The following is an 18,430-nucleotide window of genomic DNA, read 5'->3' on the forward strand; positions in this document are numbered from 1 at the left end:
AACGAATTAATAAGGGGTTTTAAGGAGGGAGAATATTGACGAAAAAACGAAAGTTGCTGATACTTTCGCTTTTCCTGTGCTTGAGTACCACGATGGTGTCCGGCATGGAAAGCAATGCAGAAGGAACGTCAGGGGAGCAGACGTCTGCAGTATCGGGAATGAAAGATGAGAACGCACAGCGTCTTGAGAAAGTTACCGGAATGGATGAGAACGGTAACGTCTTTGAAGTGGACGATTCAGACGGAACGTTTGAAAACGGCGGAAATGCACAGTATTTCAGGTCGGCGTCCAACGAGCTTGTCGTAAATTTTAATACGAAAGGTAATGCGGTCACAAATTATACAGAGGCAGCGTCCGGCAGCGCCGGCTATACGAACGGCGCCTATGGAGCTGACGGAGCATACCTTGGTATGGAGAACGGCAAAGTGAAATTTATGATGTCGGGTGTCATAGGGCTTGTCTCAGCAAGTGAAGTACAGGTGGTGAGACTTTCTGACACAGCGGTCGTCAGCGGCTACTATGTGTCAGGAGGAAGACTGATTCACGGCGTTGTGGGAGATATGACGACACCGGGATATGCATCCAGGCTGGACAACGGGCCGGCACCGTCGTATCTGAGCAGCGGCACTACATATTACAGCTATGACGGACATTATTTTTATACGAATTATGGAACGATGATTACGGATTATCAGAAGAATACACGCTCCCATTCCGTAAATGCGAACAATCCATATTATAATTATTTCCAGTACCTGCCGCTCAGAAGCAAGACAGGATACAGCGCAGCACAATTGGGCAGCGCTATCAACGGAAAGGCGACTTCTTCCTCATCCAAGATGAGGAATACAGGAACACAGTTCATCAACCAGCAGAATACATATGGCATAAATGCACTCGTCATGGCCGGCATCGCCGCCAATGAAAGCGGATGGGGGACAAGTTCTATCTGCCAGAGCAAGAATAACCTGTTCGGGCTCAACGCGGTTGACAGTTCACCCGGTACAAGTGCCGGTACATATGCCAGTGTGGATGAGTGCATCCGCCAGTTTGCCAATGGCTGGATGTCCAGAGGATATGTGTATCCGAATGATTCCAGATACAGGGGAGGATTCCTTGGCAATAAGGGCAGCGGCATGAACGTGAAGTACGCGTCAGATCCGTTCTGGGGTGAGAAAGCTGCCGCTGTCATGTATACGCTGGATGCATCCGGCGGAGGCAAGGATTCCGGGAAATATACGATAGGAATCAAAGATACACTATACGGAAGCGGCAATAATGTGAATGTGAGAAGCTCCAACAGCACCTCTTCCGCCGCATTGTATAAAACCGGAATCCACACAAGCTATGCGGTATTGCTGAAGGAATCACAGGCGTCGGGCTCTTTTTACAAAATCCAGAGCGATGCGGTGCTGAATTCCGGCAGGACTGCTGTGAGTCCGGGTGTCGGTGAATATAACTTTGACAATATGTATGCATTCATTTCCTCGGATTATATCACTGTCGTGAACAAAGGAAGTGATACGGCTGTGCCAAAGACGCTTAGCTCGATCAGCATAAGCACGCCTCCGGCAAAGACGATATATACGGAAGGGGAGAAGTTCGACGCCACCGGTATGGCTGTCAAGGCAAAATGGAGCGACGGAACGGAATCCGATGTGACGAAGAACGTTTCCTTCCCGACAGAGGCTCTGGCAAAAGGAACAGCAAGTGTCACGATACAGTTTACTGCTGATGGAGTGACGAAGACGGCTGCACAGAAGATTACCGTGAACGAGAAGGCCACAGTGACAGAAGTCAGTATCAATCCGGCTTCGATTGAAATGAAGGCAGGCAGTTCAAGGACATTTGGCGTGGCGGTTGCCGGAACGGGTGGCCCGGCCCAGACCGTGTCCTGGAGCATGGCAGGCGCCAAGAGTGCTGATACGAAGATAGACGGCACCGGGAAACTCCAGATAGGCACAGACGAGACGGCAGAGAGCCTGACGGTCAGGGCCGCATCGACGGTCGATACGTCCAAGTATGCGGAAGCGTCCGTGAGGGTGATAAAAGAGGAAGCATCAGATCCGGATACAGAGAAACCAGATGTAGATGAACCAGATAATGAGCAGCCGGACAACAGTAAGCCAGACGCGGATATCCCGGATGCGGATGCTCCGGATGAAGATGGACCAGAAGCGGAACCGGGTCTGGATTCGTCACAGAATAATGGTTCGGGAAACGATGCCGACAAGACGGTTGAAGTAAAAAATGAGCAGAATGGCATTAAGGTGAGCGGAACAATTCCTGCCGATGCATCTCTTAAGGTAGAGGTCATTGATAAAGGCAGTGATAATTACGGCACGCTGACAGAGCCGGTAAAGACCCATACCATCCTTGGCGTCTATGATATCAGCCTTGACAGAGACTTGGGAAAAGATGAAGCGGTACAGCTCAGCTTCAGCGTCGATGCAGGGCACAATGGTAAAGAAGCAGTGGTGCTGCATTATGCAGAGAGGGACGGTAAGACATATCTTGAAACGTATCATTCAACAGTAACGGATGGTACCGTGGCAATTGAGGTCACCGGATTCTCGCCGTACGTCATCGCATTGAATGACGCGGGGGCAAATACGGTTGATGAAGGGAAGAAGCCACCGTCACCTGAAAGCAAGCCTGGCAATGACACGTTGCCTACTGGAAATGAAGATGAGGTGCAGGATGGAATCAACACTATGACGGGAAATGATTTAACATCGGGAAAGAATACTGCTCTGACAGATTCAAAATCCGATGTAATAGATGCGGCAGGTGAAGGCGATAGCAAGATAGTGCAGCCTTCAGAAGAAGTAAAGATTATAAAGAACGATGGGCGTATAAAAGCCTCGAAGACAGCAGATGAATCTCAAGCATTGGTCTGGGTGATGCTACTGTTTCTTGCATCAGGATTGGTTGTCTTTAGCATGAAACAAAGAAAGAATAGTAAATAAATTATTGAGGTTGACGTAATTAGTGCGTCAACCTCATTTTAATATTTGTCCTCAGGCCTATGTGTTACGATATAGCAAAGTGCAGGATGTTTTAAAGACAATCTTAATATATTGTTTGTTGCCAGACAAATTATATTAGTTTATAATGAAGAAAGACAAGTTGAATGAATTGAAATAATACATTGGAGTTGCTATATCTTATGGAATACAGGGAACAGCTTAAGATAATCAAATCACATAAATGGAACGAAGACCCTGGGCCGGCGGAAAGACGCCCTAAAAAGAAGCATACGAAAAGAAAAGCAGGAGCAGTGGACATAGTTGTATGGCTCATACAGCTGGCGGCTTCTGCGTTTTTACTTGCGGCACTGTGTATCCTTGGAATAATACCATTTAAATTTATAGTGCTACTTGTAACAATACTGTTGGTTTTGCTGCTGCTGACCAGGTTTATGCAGCGTCGTGCATACAAATGCCGTAAAAAGAGAAGAAGCGGTAAAGGAATAAGCATATGTTTCAGCATACTCTTTGCTTTGATAGGAGGATATGCATTAAAGGCGAACGCGGCTCTGGACAAAATTGCCATTGGAGAAGAGAGCGGACAGTATACGGAGCAACATGGAATTGAGGTTACACAGAGACCATTCAACGTCTATATAAGTGGAATTGATGTCTATGGCGATATCACACAGAACAGCCGGAGCGATGTGAACCTTATTGCTACCGTAAATCCGGATACGCACAAAGTATTGATAACCACGACGCCCAGAGATTATTATGTGACGATACCTGGCGTATCAGGATCGGCGTGTGACAAGCTGACGCATGCAGGGATATATGGAATAGACACTTCTATAGCGACTCTGGAAAATCTGTATGACACAACGATACCTTTTTTTGTAAGGGTTAATTTTACCTCTGTTGAAGATATTGTGGATGTGATGGGCGGTGTGGACGTGGAGTCGGAACTTGCTTTTACAACAAGCGAAGATTCGGGTCTGGTGATGGATGTCAAGGAAGGGAAAAATCATTTTAGTGGAAAGGAAGCGCTAGCTTTTGTAAGGGAGCGGCAGAATCTTCCTACGGGAGACAATCAAAGGGGGAAAAACCAGCAGGCTTTGCTGGCCGCATTAATAAAAAAAGCGATGTCACCGATGATATTATTCCGTGCAAATGGAATGATTAACAGTGTGGCCGGTAACTCTGAAACCAATATGTCCGAGAAGCAGATAAAGGCTTTGATTAAAATGCAGTTAAATGATGGAAAGGGATGGGATATAGAGTCGGTGGCAGCAACAGGAGATGATTCCGGAAAGCAGTGGTGCTATTCTTACGATGGAGGACCTTTATTTGTAACGGTTCCGGACTGGAGCAAGGTAGAAGAAATTAAAAATAAGATCCATGCAGTATCAAAGTGACATGGCAGGAGGATGTATTGATGAACAAAACAACGTTAATAATTATGGCAGCAGGCATAGGAAGCCGTTTCGGTGGCGGTATAAAGCAGTTGGAATCAATCGGACCAGGTGGAGAGATTATTATGGATTATTCTATCTATGATGCATTGGATGCTGGATTTGATAGGATAGTATTTGTAATTAGGAAGGATTTGGAAAAGGAATTTAAACATATTGTCGGCAGCAGGATAGAGAAAATTGTAGATGTTGATTATGCCTATCAGGAATTGAATGATATTCCGTCGGCATACAAACACAAGTTGAAAAACAGAAAGAAACCGTGGGGAACTGGACAGGCCATCTTATGTTGCAGAGACTTTGTAGATGGACCGTTTGCAGTTATCAATGCGGACGATTATTATGGTAAAGAAGCATTTAAAAAGTCCTACGCTTATCTATCCAATACTCAAAAAGGTAAAGATAAGAAACAGATGTGCATGATAGGTTTTATATTAAAGAATACATTAAGTGACAATGGGGGCGTAACGAGGGGAATATGTACTGTGGGCACGAATGGTCTTCTCGAAGGCATCGTAGAGACTCATAATATAGAAAAAAGGGGGGATAAGGCAGTAGCTGTTGAGTGTGGTAGGGAAAGGGAAATAGATCTGAATTCTATAGTATCTATGAATATGTGGGGAGGTTTTCCTGATTTTTTCCAAACACTTGAGGACGGTTTTTCAAAATTTTTGAGTGATCTGGATGAAAACGATTTGAATGTAGAATATCTTCTTCCAACGATAATTGGTGAGCAGATAAGGAAAAGCAAAATAGAAGTTGAAGTCTTGCAGTCATCAGATGCATGGTTTGGAGTAACGTACAAAGAAGATAAACAGACGGTGGTAGCGGCAATTCAAAAACTGGTTGCTGATGGCAAATACCCGGAAAAGCTATATGGTCAATAGATAATTCATTATTAAATTTGAGGAGGGAAATGATGAAAATATTTTTAAGAAAAGCAATGTCTGTTCTTCTAATAATTACATGTGTATGCAGCATATCTGCCACAGCTATGGCAGAAGAACCGGCTGCTGAAATTGAGACAGATGATTCCACTGAGTCGGGAACCAGAGGATGGCAGGGTGATATTGCAGCAGGTACCGGAACATATATAGATGAAAACGGAGAAAAAGCAACAGGGCTATATAGAATTGGAAATCAAACATTCTGTTTTAACGAAGAGGGATATGCGCAAGTCGGCTGGCAGGAAATCGAAGATGCCATATATTATTTTGATTTGGATACCGGTTTTCGATATGAGAATGTAACAAAGACTATCAGCGATAGAACATATGAATTTGATGATGAAGGAAATTTTAATGAAATAGCAGGCGATAACAGCCACGATACAGAAATCGAGGATCAGGGCAGTATTAAGGAAGACGATAATAAAGTCCAGAAATCTGAGGGTGATTCAAGTAAAGGTATTGCTGCATATAATAAGTCTGAGGCAGATAAACCATCAGAGATTGCAGATGATATCCTTACTGGCTGGCAGGATACGGATGCAGGCAGGAAATATATTGATGATTCTGGCTCAGCAGTAACCGGGATGAAATCAATTGAAGGAAAATTATACTTTTTTAATGAGTCGGGTATTCTTCAGACGCGATGGATTGATTATCACGGCAAGAAATACTTTGCCATGGATGATGGAAGTATACATACAAGTGGCTGGCTGTATGCTGACGGCAATTATTATTTCTGCGGAAAAGATGGGGCTGTTTTTTCAGGCTTACAGACAATAAGTGGGAAAAAGTATTTTTTTGATACAGATGGAGTACGACAGACGCGATGGGTTGATAGCAATGGCAAGAAGTACTTTGCCATGGATGATGGAAGTATACATACAAGTGGCTGGCTGTATGCTGACGGCAATTATTACTTCTGTGGTAATGACGGTGCAGTGCTCTCGGGACTGCAGGTAATAAGCGGGAAAAGGTATTGCTTTGATGCAGATGGGGTACGACAGACGCGATGGGTTGATTATAACGGCAAGAAATACTTTGCTATGGACGATGGAAGCTTTCGTGTAAACGGCTGGCTGTATACAGGAGGCAGTTACTATTTTTGCGGAGGAGACGGGGCAGTCCTGAAGAATTTCCAGACGATAAGCGGGAAAAGATATTATTTCGGTACGGATGGAATTCGTCAGACGGGTTGGATTGATTCAAGCGGTAAAAGATATTTTGGAATGGATGATGGAAGTCTTCGTGTAAACGGCTGGCTTTATACAGGAGGCAACTATTATTTCTGCGGAGGAGACGGAGCAGTCCTGAAGAATTTCCAGATAATAAGCGGGAAAAGGTATTATTTGGGCACAGATGGAATCCGCCAGAGGAGCTGGATAAATCTAAATGGCAAAAAATTCTTTGGAATGGAGGATGGAAGTCTCCGCGTGAACGGCTGGCTGTATACGGGAGGCAACTATTATTTCTGCGGAGGGGACGGAGCGGTTCTTAAGGGTTTCCAAACAGTTAGCGGGAAGAGGTATTACTTTGATGCAGACGGTATTCGTCAGTCGAGATGGATAACGGTGAGCGGCAATACTTATTTTGCAATGGAAGACGGAAGTCTCAGGAAAGGCTGGCTTTACGCAGACAGCAAAAACTATTTCTGCAATTCAGCATATGTGGTAGTCAAAGGAAATTATGCTATTGATGGAGTCGCTTATTCTTTTGACCAGCAGGGCGCAATGATAAAAAAGAGCGGATGGGGAGAATATAAAGGGAACAAGTATTATTTTAATCCTGCTACCGGATTCCCTTACAAGAACCAGTGGGTATCTTTTGGCTCCACGCAATATTATGCAAATTCGAAAGGGCATATGGTCAGTGGTTTTTATACGATAAATGGAAGACTATATTACTTTTATCCTGATTCTAAGATAATGGCGAGAAATACGACCATCAATGGATATAAGATCGGTTCCGATGGTGTTGCGGTGCCAACCCGTATGGCACGTATGTACAGCATGGCCCAGGGATACTCCAGCACCACCCCATATCTGATAATGGTTGACAGGGCCTCCCACAAAGTTGGTGTGTTCAAAGGGGGCAAGGGCCTATGGAACAATCTGTACTATTGGGACTGTGCAGATGGAGCTCCGTCTACGCCTACAGTAGGAGGAATATTCAAGGTAGGGATGAAAGGGTATTATTTTGACTCAGGCTCGGCGAGGTGCTTCTGGTATACCCAGTTTTATGGCAACTATCTTTTCCATACTGTTCTATGCTATAAAAATGGAAGCATTATGGATGGGCGCGTAGGTATGGCGTTATCTCATGGATGTGTAAGGCTTCAGATTCCTAATGCAAAATGGATATATGATAATATACCGAAAGGTACAACTGTTGTTGTATATTAATTAAAAACTATGGGGGAGGGTGCGAAGCTGTATCTCTCCCCTTTTGTGCAAAATCTATTAAGTAACACATAAAGATTGTATTTGAGGAAAAAATTTGTTATTATGTAACAAGTGTAAAAAAATGTAACAATTTGAAATATTCAGCGGTATTAGGAGGCATAAACGAATGGGTGTTAAACGGGTCTGCCATATGACAAGCGCACATGACAGCAGGGATGTAAGGATTTTTCATAAAGAGTGTGTATCACTGGCAAAAGCAGGGTATGATACTATTCTAGTAGTATCAGGAAAGTCATTTGACAGGGATAATGTAAAAGTCAAAGGGGTTACGAAAAAGTCCGGCAGCCGCTTATACCGCATGTTATTTATGACCCGACTTGTGTACAAAGAGGCACTGGCTGCCAATGCGGATATATATCATTTTCATGATCCGGAATTGCTTCCATATGCGTTAAAACTTAAAAAGAAAAATAAAATAGTTGTATATGACAGTCATGAGGATGTGCCCAGGCAAATATTGGCGAAGACCTGGATACCGTTGAAGATGAGGACTTTTGTATCAAAAACATATGAACATTATGAGAAACGGATTGCAAGGAAGCTAGACTATATTGTAACGGCGACAGATCATATTGCTGATATTTTTAGAAAATATGGATGTAAGGCAGGATCTATTAAGAACTATCCCCTGTTATCTGACATTCAATGTAAAAATGATGATTATACAAAGCGTGATAGAATCTTGTGCTATGCAGGTGGAATAACGGAGCAGAGGGGCATCACGCAACTGGTAAAGATGATGGAGCATATTGATGCAGAGCTTCAGATTGCGGGAGCCATAAATCAGGAGTATAAAAAGGAGCTTGAGCGGCTGCCGGGATGGAAAAAAGTAAAGTTACTTGGATATCTAAGCCGTTCCGAGATAAATGACTTATATAATAGAAGCCTGATTGGTTTGGTTGTTTTAAAAAACACGCCTAACCACAGAAAGGCGCTTCCTATTAAAATGTTTGAATATATGGCAGCAGGAATACCGATTATAGCGTCTGACTTTAAGCTGTGGAAGGACATTATCCAATGCAGTGAATGTGGTATCTCAACTGATCCCGAAAATGTAAAAGAAATAGAGGATGCAGTAAATAAACTGCTTGCGGACAGAGAAATGTCATTTGGACTGGGAAAGAATGGTCGTGAGGCAATCTGCAGAGAATATAACTGGGGGATAGAAGAAAAAAAACTAGTTGATATATATTCGCGATTAGCACGGTAAACAGAGGAGAGGGCAGCATGATTGCAATACTTGATTATGGAATAGGTAATCTAGGTTCCATAAAAAACATGTTAAATAAAATTGGTGCGGAAACGGTGATAGCTGATAGCATTAAAGAAATAGAACAAGCTGATAAGCTTATTCTTCCGGGTGTAGGTTCTTTTGACAATGGTATGAGATGCCTGCGTGAAAAAGAGTTTGATAAGGTAATAATTGAACAGGTATGTGATAATAAAAAGCCGATACTTGGCATATGCCTGGGAATGCAGATGTTAGGAAGAAAGAGCGAGGAGGGCGAAGAAAAAGGATTGGATTTAATTCCGTTTGATAATAAAAGATTCAGTTTTGCGGATGATGGCTTAAAAGTTCCGCATATGGGCTGGAATTATGTTGATATTATTAACAGAGAAAATAATCTGGTAAAGGATATAGAGGACAAGCAAAGATATTATTTTGTACATTCATATCATGCTGTCTGCGATTCCAGAGAAAATGTGCTGATGACATGTGATTACGGATATAAATTTGCAGCAGCAGTAATCAATGGCAATATTTACGGAACACAATTCCATCCTGAAAAGAGCCATAACTTCGGCATGAAATTATTAGAAAATTTTTCGAAAGAGTGTTGACAATGTATAATAGACCGAGAGTAATTCCCTGTCTTCTGCTACAGGAGCAGGGATTAGTAAAGACGACAAAATTTAAAAATCCAAATTATCTGGGCGATCCGATTAATGCAGTCCGTATATTTAATGAAAAAGGCGTGGATGAATTATGCCTGCTTGATATTGGGGCTGCGAAAAGCGGTGACAGCCCGGATTTTGACTATCTTAAGAATATAGCCTCTGAAGCATTTATGCCATTAAGTTATGGAGGTGGTATTACGGAACTGAATCAGATCAAAGAATTGTTTGCTATTGGTTTTGAGAAAGTTATTATTAATTCCGCAATAAACAAAGATGGCTCATTGTTGAAAAAGGCGGTGGAATATGCGGGGAGCCAAAGTGTTGTGGCGTCAATAGATGCAAAGAGAGAGTTATTTGGAAAATACTCATGCTTTATAGACGGAGGGAACACAAAGATAAGAGTGTCTCCTGCAAAGCTGGCAAAGCATTATGAAGAATCAGGTGCTGGTGAGATAATTATTAATTCTATTGATAATGATGGGATGATGCAGGGGTATGACATCGATTTGATTCGCCAAGTCACTGAGGCGGTAAACATTCCAGTAGTTGCCTGCGGCGGCGCCGGGGGGGTGCCTGACTTAAAGATGGCCTTGGAGAAGGGGGGAGCCCATGCAGTATCAGCCGGCAGCATGTTTGTATATTTCGGCAGAAAAAAAGCAGTGCTGATTAATGTACCCGAAGAAAGTGAATTATATAAAGAAGGAGTTTATTGTGATGAGTAAATATCAGATTTGTACAAGGTGTATAATGGACACATCAGATCCAAAGATTTATTTTGATGACAATGGAGTATGCAATCATTGTCATCGATTTGATGCTAATGAGGAACTATATGGATATCGTGAGGGAAGCAGCGATGAAAAGCTGAAGCGGTTAGTTGCGCAGATGAAGAAAGACGGTCAGGGAAAAGAATATGACTGTATACTGGGAATCTCCGGCGGCGTAGACAGTGCGTATATGGCTTACCTCACTAAAAAACTGAATCTTCGGGTGCTGGCTGTCCATGTTGACGCGGGATGGAACAGCGACGTTGCTGTAAAGAATATTAAAAAGATGTGCGAAAAATTGAAAATAGATTTGCACACTGTAGTTATTGATTGGCCAACTATGAAGGAGCTGCAGAGAGCATACATGTTTTCCGGCCTGGCTAATCTGGATGTTCCTCAAGATCATGTTTTTCTTGCAGCTATGTATAACTATGCCTCCAAGTGCCATGTAAAATATATGCTGAATGGAAGCAATGTTGCTACGGAAGGCGTATCGCCTGTAGCATGGGGATATACAGCAACAGATTATGCCAACATAAAGAGCGTATATAAGAAATACGGACGGGGAAAGAGCTTAAAGAAATATCCACATTTTGGAGTACTGAAGTATCTAAAGTATCAGTCTGAAATCGTCAGGATAGATTTACTTAATTACGTGCCTTATTCTAAAAAAGAGGCAATGGAAACACTGGAAAGAGAGTTCGGCTGGGAATATTATGGCGGAAAGCATTATGAATCCAGATTCACTAAATTCTTTCAGGGGTATTTCCTGCCTCAGAGATTTGGCTACGATAAAAAGCGTTCTCATCTGTCGAGTCTGGTATTGGGTGGTGAGATGACGAGAGAAGAAGCGCTGGAAGCGATGAAGGATGATTCGGATTATACAGAAGCCCAGATGATGGAGGATAAGGAATACATACTTAAAAAGCTTGATATTTCTGATTCCGAGTGGGAAGGTATAATGAAGGGTCAAAAGAAGACGGAGGATATGTATCACTCCAGGAAAAAAATGCTGGCATTCCTTCGCATGGTAAAGAGGAAGATTAAGGTATTAAAAGGTTAATCGTTGTTGGAAGATTCAGGAAGATAAGTGATGAAGAATATAAAAATATTGGCTATCAATCCATATGAGACAATACAATATTATGAAAACCGTCCTATGGAAGAAGCTCGGTTTTTTAAGGCGCATGGCTGCTATGTGGAGACAATCCTGATGGAGAGGAAAGTAGCGGGAAAGAAAGTAACTGCTAATAAAATAGCAGATATAAATACCCTGCATTTCATATGCAAAGATGACAAACTGATATCCAGACTCTCAAAAAGCAGAATAGGAAATGTATTAAAAAAAGTAGTCTATACTGGATGGTATATGCGCTTTATATTATGGCTGAGGAAGTATTTGAGAAGTGAGAAAACGGACAGCCTTATCTGCCATAATATTGAGATGGCTTTGGCGGGAGTATGGGCCGGCAGAAAAAAAGTTGATAATATCGTATTTGTAATGAGAGAAATGTACGAGGGACAAAGTACCCAGGCATTGAAGAACCGGGTTATCAAACTGGTAAGTGGATATGTTCAGAACCGCAGCGATTTCCTCATACATGTTGTACCCAAACAGATGGAGTATACATCGGAAAGAAATAAAAACAAAGTATTATATATACCCAATTATCCCAAGGAAGAGATTTATAACAAAATCGTTCATAAAAAAAGCGATATAATCAGGATTAATTATATCGGTTCCGTAAGAGACGTTAAGTCGCTTAAAATGCTGATGGATGCAGCGCAAGGGCTGAAAGGCATTAAAATTGGGATTCATGGAATGGGCGAGGCTTATGAAAAATTAAAGAGCATTGAACACGCTTATGAGAACGTTGACATAACAGGTTATTATAATTACGCGGAGGATACGGAAAAGCTGTTTGCAGATACGGATATAATTTACTGCGCATATAATATTGAAGTACCAAACTGGAGGGCGGCATATCCTATTAAGCTGTATGAAGCCATTGCCACGGGAATCCCAGTTATTTTGTGCAAAGGGATGGCGCCGGAGAGGTTCGTGATATCTAACGGCTGTGGATTTGTATTTGACTATAATGTTGAAAGCTTAAGGGAGCTGTTATCAGAGATAGTTGAAAAGAAAGAGCTGCTTCAGGAGAAACAGATGGGTGTGCAAAATCTAAAGGGAGAATATACCTGGAACAAGGTGGTTCGGGAATATTTAAAAACCCTTGAATAGACGGGAGGCAGTGAACGTGTATCAGAAGCGGCAGGGAAATAAAAACTTGACAAATATTATGTTATTGCTGATAATAATGCTGATATATAAACTTGCCTTGGAATTGGGATTTTGGTTCCTGCTGTCAAAAGCATATGGAGGTCTGGGAGTATATAGATATGACTTTAATCTAGGTAAATATCTGTTAGGCTTTATCTGGTGTTTTTTGCTTTTTGCCATGATAAGACATGATATAAGAAAACCGTCTGTCTTTTTTTTGGAACTTGAATATTTTATGGCTATCATACCGATTACGGTTATCTTTGCATTCAGCAATGAAAATGTCTTGTACTATACAGCAATCTGCTCCGGTTTTGCTGTGGCAGAGATTATCGTATGGCTGGGAAGGGATATAGTAATACCCAAAATAAATCTGGCGAGCAAGGCTATAATTATAGCATTCTATTTTATAACTATTATTGTATATATTACGATTGTTCTGCAGAATGGAATGTTTAGTTTAAAAGCACTTGATATATATGAAGTTTATTCAGTAAGAAGCGAGTTCCATTTGAACAAGTATGTGGGTTATCTGTTCAACTGGCAGTATACGATAATAACACCGTTTTTTATAGTCAGAGCAATTGACAGGAAAAAGTACCTGACAGCGATAGCATTTTGCGGCATGCAGTTTCTGGCTTATCTTTATGCGGCACAGAAGAACATTCTGTTTGTCATACCGCTGGTTGTTGGAATAGCAATTGTTTCAAACTTGAGAAGCTTCAATACGCTGGCATTTTGCGGGCTGTCACTTGGCACCGCATTAGTAACAGCACTTGGGTTTAAATTGAATTTTTTTTACCAGCTTTATGATTTGTTTGTCAGAAGGGTGCTCATTCTGTCGGCAAACTTGAAATTTATATATTATGACTATTTTTCGACGCATACATTGATAGGACTTGCAGGTACGTTGTGGGGAAAGTTCCTGGGCATAGATTTTCCGTATGAAGAACGTATTGGTATTATTATATCTACAGAGTATTTTAATAAACCAGAGATGAATTCAAATACAGGTTTTTGGGCGGAGGGGTATTATAGATTTGGGCTTTTCGGTATCCTGTTGGTAGGTATTATATTTGCGCTGCTGATTCTTGTGATTGATGAGTTTGCAAAATGGAACGGATACTCTTTTGCATTAGGAATCAGTTTTTTCGCCATATTTACATTAAATGACGGAGGCATAATAGATTCCATTATTTTTGGCCCGCTTACAGTTTTAATTTTTCTTTGTTTGTTTTATAATAAAGGAGATGACTTTAAAAAGCTGAGAATGAAGACAGAATATAGTAAAATTTGAAAATAAAAATAGTTAGGAGAGAAACATGAAACAGGAATTATTGAAGAAAATCGAAAAAAAAGAATTAACGGTAGGTGTGGTCGGTCTTGGATACGTCGGCCTTCCTTTAGCTGTTGAAAAAGCTAAAGCTGGTTTTAAAACAATAGGTTTTGATGTCCAGGATGCCAAAGTTGAGATGGTTAATGCAGGGCACAATTATATCGGTGACGTTGTGGATGATGATTTGAAAGAGCTAGTAGAGAGTGGTATGTTTAAGGCAACAACGGACTTCAGTTTTGTGAAGGATGTTGACTTTATTGCTATCTGCGTTCCAACTCCATTGGACGAGCATCAACAGCCGGATATCAGCTACGTCAAATCTTCTACAGAAGCGATAGCCAAATATTTAAAGAAGGGTACTATGGTAGTATTAGAGTCTACTACATACCCGGGTACAACTGAGGAACTCATCAGGCCTATACTAGAAGAGGGCTCTGGATTGAAGTGTGAGGAAGATTTTTATCTGGGCTTTTCACCTGAAAGAGTAGATCCGGGTAATCTGATCTATAAGACAAAGAATACACCAAAAGTAGTAGGAGCTATCGGAAAAGATGCTACAGAGGTTATCGCCTCCATGTATCGTTCCGTGTTAGAGGGTGATGTCTGTGAAGTGTCATCTCCTGCAATTGCTGAGATGGAAAAGATATTGGAGAACACATACCGTAACATCAACATAGGACTGGTAAATGAATTGACAATGCTGTGCCAGAAAATGGGTATCAGTATGTGGGAAGTTATTGACGCCGCTAAGACGAAACCATATGGTTTTCAGGCATTTTACCCGGGACCAGGTCTGGGGGGGCACTGTATTCCGCTTGACCCTTATTATCTCACATGGAAAGCGAGAGAGTATGGTTTCCATACTTCCATGATAGAGAGTTCGATGATGATTAACGACAGGATGCCTGAATACTGTGTCGAAAGGGCCAGCAAGATTTTAAACCGGCACTCGAAGGCTATGAATGGGGCTAAAGTATTGGTATTAGGAGTAGCATATAAACAGGATATCGACGACTATCGTGAAAGCCCGGCTCTTAGGGTAATCGAAATACTTAAGAGAGAGAAGGCTGATGTGGAATTCTATGATCCGTGGGTAGCTGAATACAAATATAACGGCACTGTAAAAAAAGGCATTGAAAAGATATCTCCAGAGATAATAAAAGACTATGATCTGGTTATGATTACGACAGCTCATTCTAATGTGGATTATAAGATGGTACAGGAAAATGCAACCGCTGTATTTGATACAAAGAATGTTATGAAAAATGTAGAAAATAAAGAGAATGTAGAAATACTATAGGAGGACGTATAAAATGAAATATGCACTGATTGGCTGTGGCCGTATAGCTACGAACCATGTGAAAGCGGTTGTAAATAATAACCTTGAGTTTGTCGCGGTATGTGATGTTATCCCCGAGCATATGGAGGAGCTGTTAGCGAAGCATGATTTACAGGGGGATGTGGGGATTAAGAGATATGCTGATTATAAAAAACTTATTGAAGAAAATGAGATTGAATTAGCCGGAATTGCGACTGAAAGTGGGAATCACGCAGAAATTGCCCTTTATTGTATCGAGCATGGAATCAATGTCATTATTGAAAAACCGATGGCTATGAGTTTGGATGATGCGGAAGCGATAATTAAATTGTCGGACGAAAAAGGTGTAAAAGTATCTGCCTGCCATCAGAATCGTTTTAACGTAGCTGTTCAGGAATTGAGAAGAGCAGTAGAAGCAGGCCGGTTTGGCCGTATGTCACATGGGGCGATACACGTCAGATGGAATCGTAATAAAGGGTATTACACCCAGGCACCTTGGCGCGGGACATGGGCACAGGACGGCGGCGCATTGATGAATCAGTGTATACACGGTATAGATTTGCTGCGGTGGATGATGGGAGATGATATAGATGAAGTTTACGGTGTGACACGACAGCAGTTCCACGATTATTTAGAGGCGGAAGATATTGGTATGGCTGTAGTCAAGTTTAAGAACGGAGCAGTCGCTACTATCGAGGGAACTACGAATGTGTATCCGCAGAATCTGGAGGAAACGTTATACGTATTCGGGGAGAATGGTACAGTTAAGCTGGGAGGAAAATCAACCAACAACATCGATGTGTGGGATTTTGCCGATGAGACCGATGAGGATAAAAAGAACAAAGGCCTTGAAGAGGAGACAAGCAATGTATATGGTAACGGACATACAAGCCTGTATGCAGATGTGATTGATGCAATTCAAAATGACAGAGAACCATATGTTAATGCACGTGCAGGCAAGAATGCACTAGAACTCGTTCTGGCAATCTATAAGAGTCAGAAGGAAGGTAAGCCGGTGAAGTTTCCGGTGGAACATTTTGCCAGCGTCGATATGACAGGAGAGTTTTAATGAGTGCTTATTATGTTCACGAAAGCAGTTATATAGATGAGGATGTTATAATAGGAGAAGGCACGAAAGTGTGGCATTTTTCTCATATCCAGAGTGGGGCCGTTATAGGAAAGAACTGTTCCTTTGGACAGAATGTCAATATTTCTAATAATGTCAGAATTGGCAATGGTGTTAAAGTACAGAATAATGTTTCAATTTATGAAGGCGTTGAATTAGAGGACTACGTTTTTTGTGGTCCTTCTATGGTTTTTACCAATGATACTACTCCAAGGGCAAAATATCCAAAAGGAAATGCCGGTTACAAGAAGACCATCTTAAGAGAAGGAGCCACAGTTGGTGCCAATGCGACGATTGTCTGTGGGCATACAATTGGAAAATGGGCAATGATTGCGGCGGGAGCAGTTGTTACGAAGGATATCCCGGACTATGCCCTTGTGGCCGGAGTTCCGGCCAGACAGATTGGCTGGGTCTGCGAATGCGGAGAGGTGCTGTCGGATAATCTTATCTGTCCGGTCTGCGGTAAAAAATTGGAGAGATAGAGGCAGTATATTTATGATAAAATTATATATTGAGAAGATAAAGAATTCCGATATATTAAAGAATATAGCCGTGCTTGCATCGGGAGTTGTTATTGGTTATGCAATTAATATGCTTCTTCTGCCTGTTATCAGCAGAATATTTACCCCATCTGAATTGGGTGAATATGATTTGATTTTAAGCAATGGAAATATCATATCCAGTTTTGTGACCATGGCTTTGCTGGTAGCAATAATGATACCGAAAGAGGATGATGAGGCGGTAAAAATCTGCAAGCTGATCAGGACAGCTAATTGTTTATTCCTTTTAGTGATTTTTGTCGGCATTCTGATTGTCTCACCCAATATTCATATATTTAATGTTAAGGGAAATTATTACTTATCGGTCGTATTTTTAATTTTATATGTTTTGCTCTTTAATGAACAGAATGTTTATTATGCATTTGTTAACCGTAAGAAGATGTATAAGATATTGTTCTGGAATCCTATCCTTTCTGCAATAGCGAACTCAGGGTTTTCAATTGCATTGGGAGCAGCAGGGCTGGGTACAACAGGCTATATTATTGGAACATTATTGTCATATATTGTATGTATAATCCATATGCGCAGAAAAGTTAATCCATATGAGGGGCATGCTGGTTTGAAGAATTTAAAAGACACTCTTATCAGATATAAAGCCTATCCTCTCGTACAGATGCCTGCCAATATGGTGTCCATAGTTTCAGCTCAATTACCGATTCAGTTTCTGGGACGTATATTTGGAAGTGCTGCGTTAGGTGGTTACACAATGGCATGTAAGATTCTCAGCGTACCCGTAACCTTACTTGCTGCACCTGTAAATCGGGTATATTACAGAGAAGCTGCCGAGAGGTACAGCAGAGGCGAAGACATCGGTGGCCTGTGTTTTGACATGGTGGAGAAGAATATAAAACTTGCAGTAATTCCTATAGGAATCCTTGTAATAGCAGGTAAGCAGATAGTTGAGTTTGTATTAGGCCCTGCATGGGCTGTATCAGGAATATATATCACAGCCCTGGGTTTTCTGTATTTGCTGAAGTATTGTTCTGCGTGTATATCCGGAACTTTTGTAATTGTGGAAAAACAGAAGCTGGCGTTGATTTGTTCAATATATTCATTATTGCAGTACATTGCATGTTTTGTAATAGCAAGAGTATTAAGCCTGACGGTAGTACAGACGGTGATTTTTTATGCATTTTGTGATGGTATCTGCAATTTTGTGAATATTTTCTTGTGTATAAAGACTACGCAGTTTAGTATGAAGAGATTCGCCGGTTTTGTGGCAAAATATATTGTCGGCAGTTCAGTGGTCATATATGGCATTTATTTTTTGGTGTCACAGCTATAGTATCG

The 18,430-nt window shown here is 41.5% G+C and carries 14 protein-coding genes; all 14 read left to right on the forward strand.

Annotated features, from left to right (window positions below):
* Positions 1-35: 35 nt before the first annotated feature.
* The 14 genes from E1963_RS19775 to E1963_RS14455 all read left to right on the forward strand — a co-directional run bounded on the left by E1963_RS19775 (position 36) and on the right by E1963_RS14455 (position 18,425).
* Entirely contained in the window at positions 36-2,969 is a 2,934-nt protein-coding gene (locus E1963_RS19775) for a glucosaminidase domain-containing protein (protein ID WP_167482211.1), read from the forward strand.
* Positions 2,970-3,169: 200 nt separating this feature from the next.
* On the forward strand, positions 3,170-4,387 hold the full coding sequence (locus E1963_RS14395; RefSeq protein ID WP_132279298.1) for an LCP family protein: 1,218 nt from the start codon (positions 3,170-3,172) through the stop codon (positions 4,385-4,387).
* A 20-nt stretch (positions 4,388-4,407) separates the two neighbouring features.
* Positions 4,408-5,331, forward strand: coding sequence for a sugar phosphate nucleotidyltransferase (locus E1963_RS14400; protein ID WP_132279301.1), 924 nt, complete (start codon positions 4,408-4,410; stop codon positions 5,329-5,331).
* A 32-nt stretch (positions 5,332-5,363) separates the two neighbouring features.
* Positions 5,364-7,793, forward strand: a complete 2,430-nt coding sequence (locus E1963_RS14405; protein ID WP_167482212.1) for a L,D-transpeptidase family protein — start codon at positions 5,364-5,366, stop codon at positions 7,791-7,793.
* 190 nt (positions 7,794-7,983) lie between these two features.
* Complete coding sequence (locus E1963_RS14410) at positions 7,984-9,063, forward strand: glycosyltransferase family 4 protein (RefSeq protein ID WP_243117746.1); 1,080 nt, start codon at positions 7,984-7,986, stop codon at positions 9,061-9,063.
* Between the two features lie 17 nt (positions 9,064-9,080).
* Positions 9,081-9,695 carry an imidazole glycerol phosphate synthase subunit HisH gene (gene hisH / locus E1963_RS14415; protein WP_132279310.1) on the forward strand — a complete coding sequence of 205 codons (615 nt, stop codon included), beginning with the start codon at positions 9,081-9,083 and terminating at the stop codon, positions 9,693-9,695.
* 2 nt (positions 9,696-9,697) lie between these two features.
* Positions 9,698-10,474, forward strand: coding sequence for an AglZ/HisF2 family acetamidino modification protein (locus tag E1963_RS14420; protein WP_132279313.1), 777 nt, complete (start codon positions 9,698-9,700; stop codon positions 10,472-10,474).
* On the forward strand, positions 10,467-11,582 hold the full coding sequence (locus tag E1963_RS14425) for an N-acetyl sugar amidotransferase (RefSeq protein ID WP_262200926.1): 1,116 nt from the start codon (positions 10,467-10,469) through the stop codon (positions 11,580-11,582). Before E1963_RS14420 ends, E1963_RS14425 begins: the two co-directional genes overlap by 8 nt.
* Before the next feature lie 30 nt (positions 11,583-11,612).
* Positions 11,613-12,761 (forward strand): glycosyltransferase, encoded by a 1,149-nt coding sequence (locus E1963_RS14430; protein WP_132279319.1) that lies wholly within the window; start codon positions 11,613-11,615, stop codon positions 12,759-12,761.
* 16 nt (positions 12,762-12,777) lie between these two features.
* Entirely contained in the window at positions 12,778-14,097 is a 1,320-nt protein-coding gene (locus E1963_RS14435) for a hypothetical protein (RefSeq protein ID WP_132279322.1), read from the forward strand.
* Positions 14,098-14,122: 25 nt separating this feature from the next.
* The gene (locus tag E1963_RS14440) at positions 14,123-15,436 is read left to right on the forward strand and encodes a nucleotide sugar dehydrogenase (RefSeq protein ID WP_132279325.1); all 1,314 of its coding nucleotides are present in this window, start codon (positions 14,123-14,125) and stop codon (positions 15,434-15,436) included.
* 13 nt (positions 15,437-15,449) lie between these two features.
* Positions 15,450-16,523 (forward strand): Gfo/Idh/MocA family protein, encoded by a 1,074-nt coding sequence (locus E1963_RS14445; RefSeq protein ID WP_132279328.1) that lies wholly within the window; start codon positions 15,450-15,452, stop codon positions 16,521-16,523.
* A complete protein-coding gene (locus E1963_RS14450) occupies positions 16,523-17,062 on the forward strand; it encodes an acyltransferase (RefSeq protein WP_132279331.1) in 540 nt (179 codons plus the stop codon). Before E1963_RS14445 ends, E1963_RS14450 begins: the two co-directional genes overlap by 1 nt.
* A gap of 13 nt (positions 17,063-17,075) precedes the next feature.
* Positions 17,076-18,425 (forward strand): lipopolysaccharide biosynthesis protein, encoded by a 1,350-nt coding sequence (locus tag E1963_RS14455; protein WP_167482214.1) that lies wholly within the window; start codon positions 17,076-17,078, stop codon positions 18,423-18,425.
* Positions 18,426-18,430: the final 5 nt, after the last annotated feature.

It is taken from the genome of Extibacter muris (assembly GCF_004345005.1).
In the GTDB taxonomy this organism is placed as follows: domain Bacteria; phylum Bacillota; class Clostridia; order Lachnospirales; family Lachnospiraceae; genus Extibacter; species Extibacter muris.

Bases quoted from the DNA above. Each gene is read 5' to 3' on its own strand.
- E1963_RS14395 (WP_132279298.1), top strand. From the start codon at position 3,170: ATGGAATACAGGGAACAGCTTAAGATAATCAAATCACATAAATGGAAC.
- E1963_RS14400 (WP_132279301.1), top strand. From the start codon at position 4,408: ATGAACAAAACAACGTTAATAATTATGGCAGCAGGCATAGGAAGCCGT.
- E1963_RS14405 (WP_167482212.1), top strand. From the start codon at position 5,364: ATGAAAATATTTTTAAGAAAAGCAATGTCTGTTCTTCTAATAATTACA.
- E1963_RS14410 (WP_243117746.1), top strand. From the start codon at position 7,984: ATGACAAGCGCACATGACAGCAGGGATGTAAGGATTTTTCATAAAGAG.
- hisH (WP_132279310.1), top strand. From the start codon at position 9,081: ATGATTGCAATACTTGATTATGGAATAGGTAATCTAGGTTCCATAAAA.
- E1963_RS14420 (WP_132279313.1), top strand. From the start codon at position 9,698: ATGTATAATAGACCGAGAGTAATTCCCTGTCTTCTGCTACAGGAGCAG.
- E1963_RS14425 (WP_262200926.1), top strand. From the start codon at position 10,467: ATGAGTAAATATCAGATTTGTACAAGGTGTATAATGGACACATCAGAT.
- E1963_RS14430 (WP_132279319.1), top strand. From the start codon at position 11,613: ATGAAGAATATAAAAATATTGGCTATCAATCCATATGAGACAATACAA.
- E1963_RS14440 (WP_132279325.1), top strand. From the start codon at position 14,123: ATGAAACAGGAATTATTGAAGAAAATCGAAAAAAAAGAATTAACGGTA.
- E1963_RS14445 (WP_132279328.1), top strand. From the start codon at position 15,450: ATGAAATATGCACTGATTGGCTGTGGCCGTATAGCTACGAACCATGTG.
- E1963_RS14450 (WP_132279331.1), top strand. From the start codon at position 16,523: ATGAGTGCTTATTATGTTCACGAAAGCAGTTATATAGATGAGGATGTT.
- E1963_RS14455 (WP_167482214.1), top strand. From the start codon at position 17,076: ATGATAAAATTATATATTGAGAAGATAAAGAATTCCGATATATTAAAG.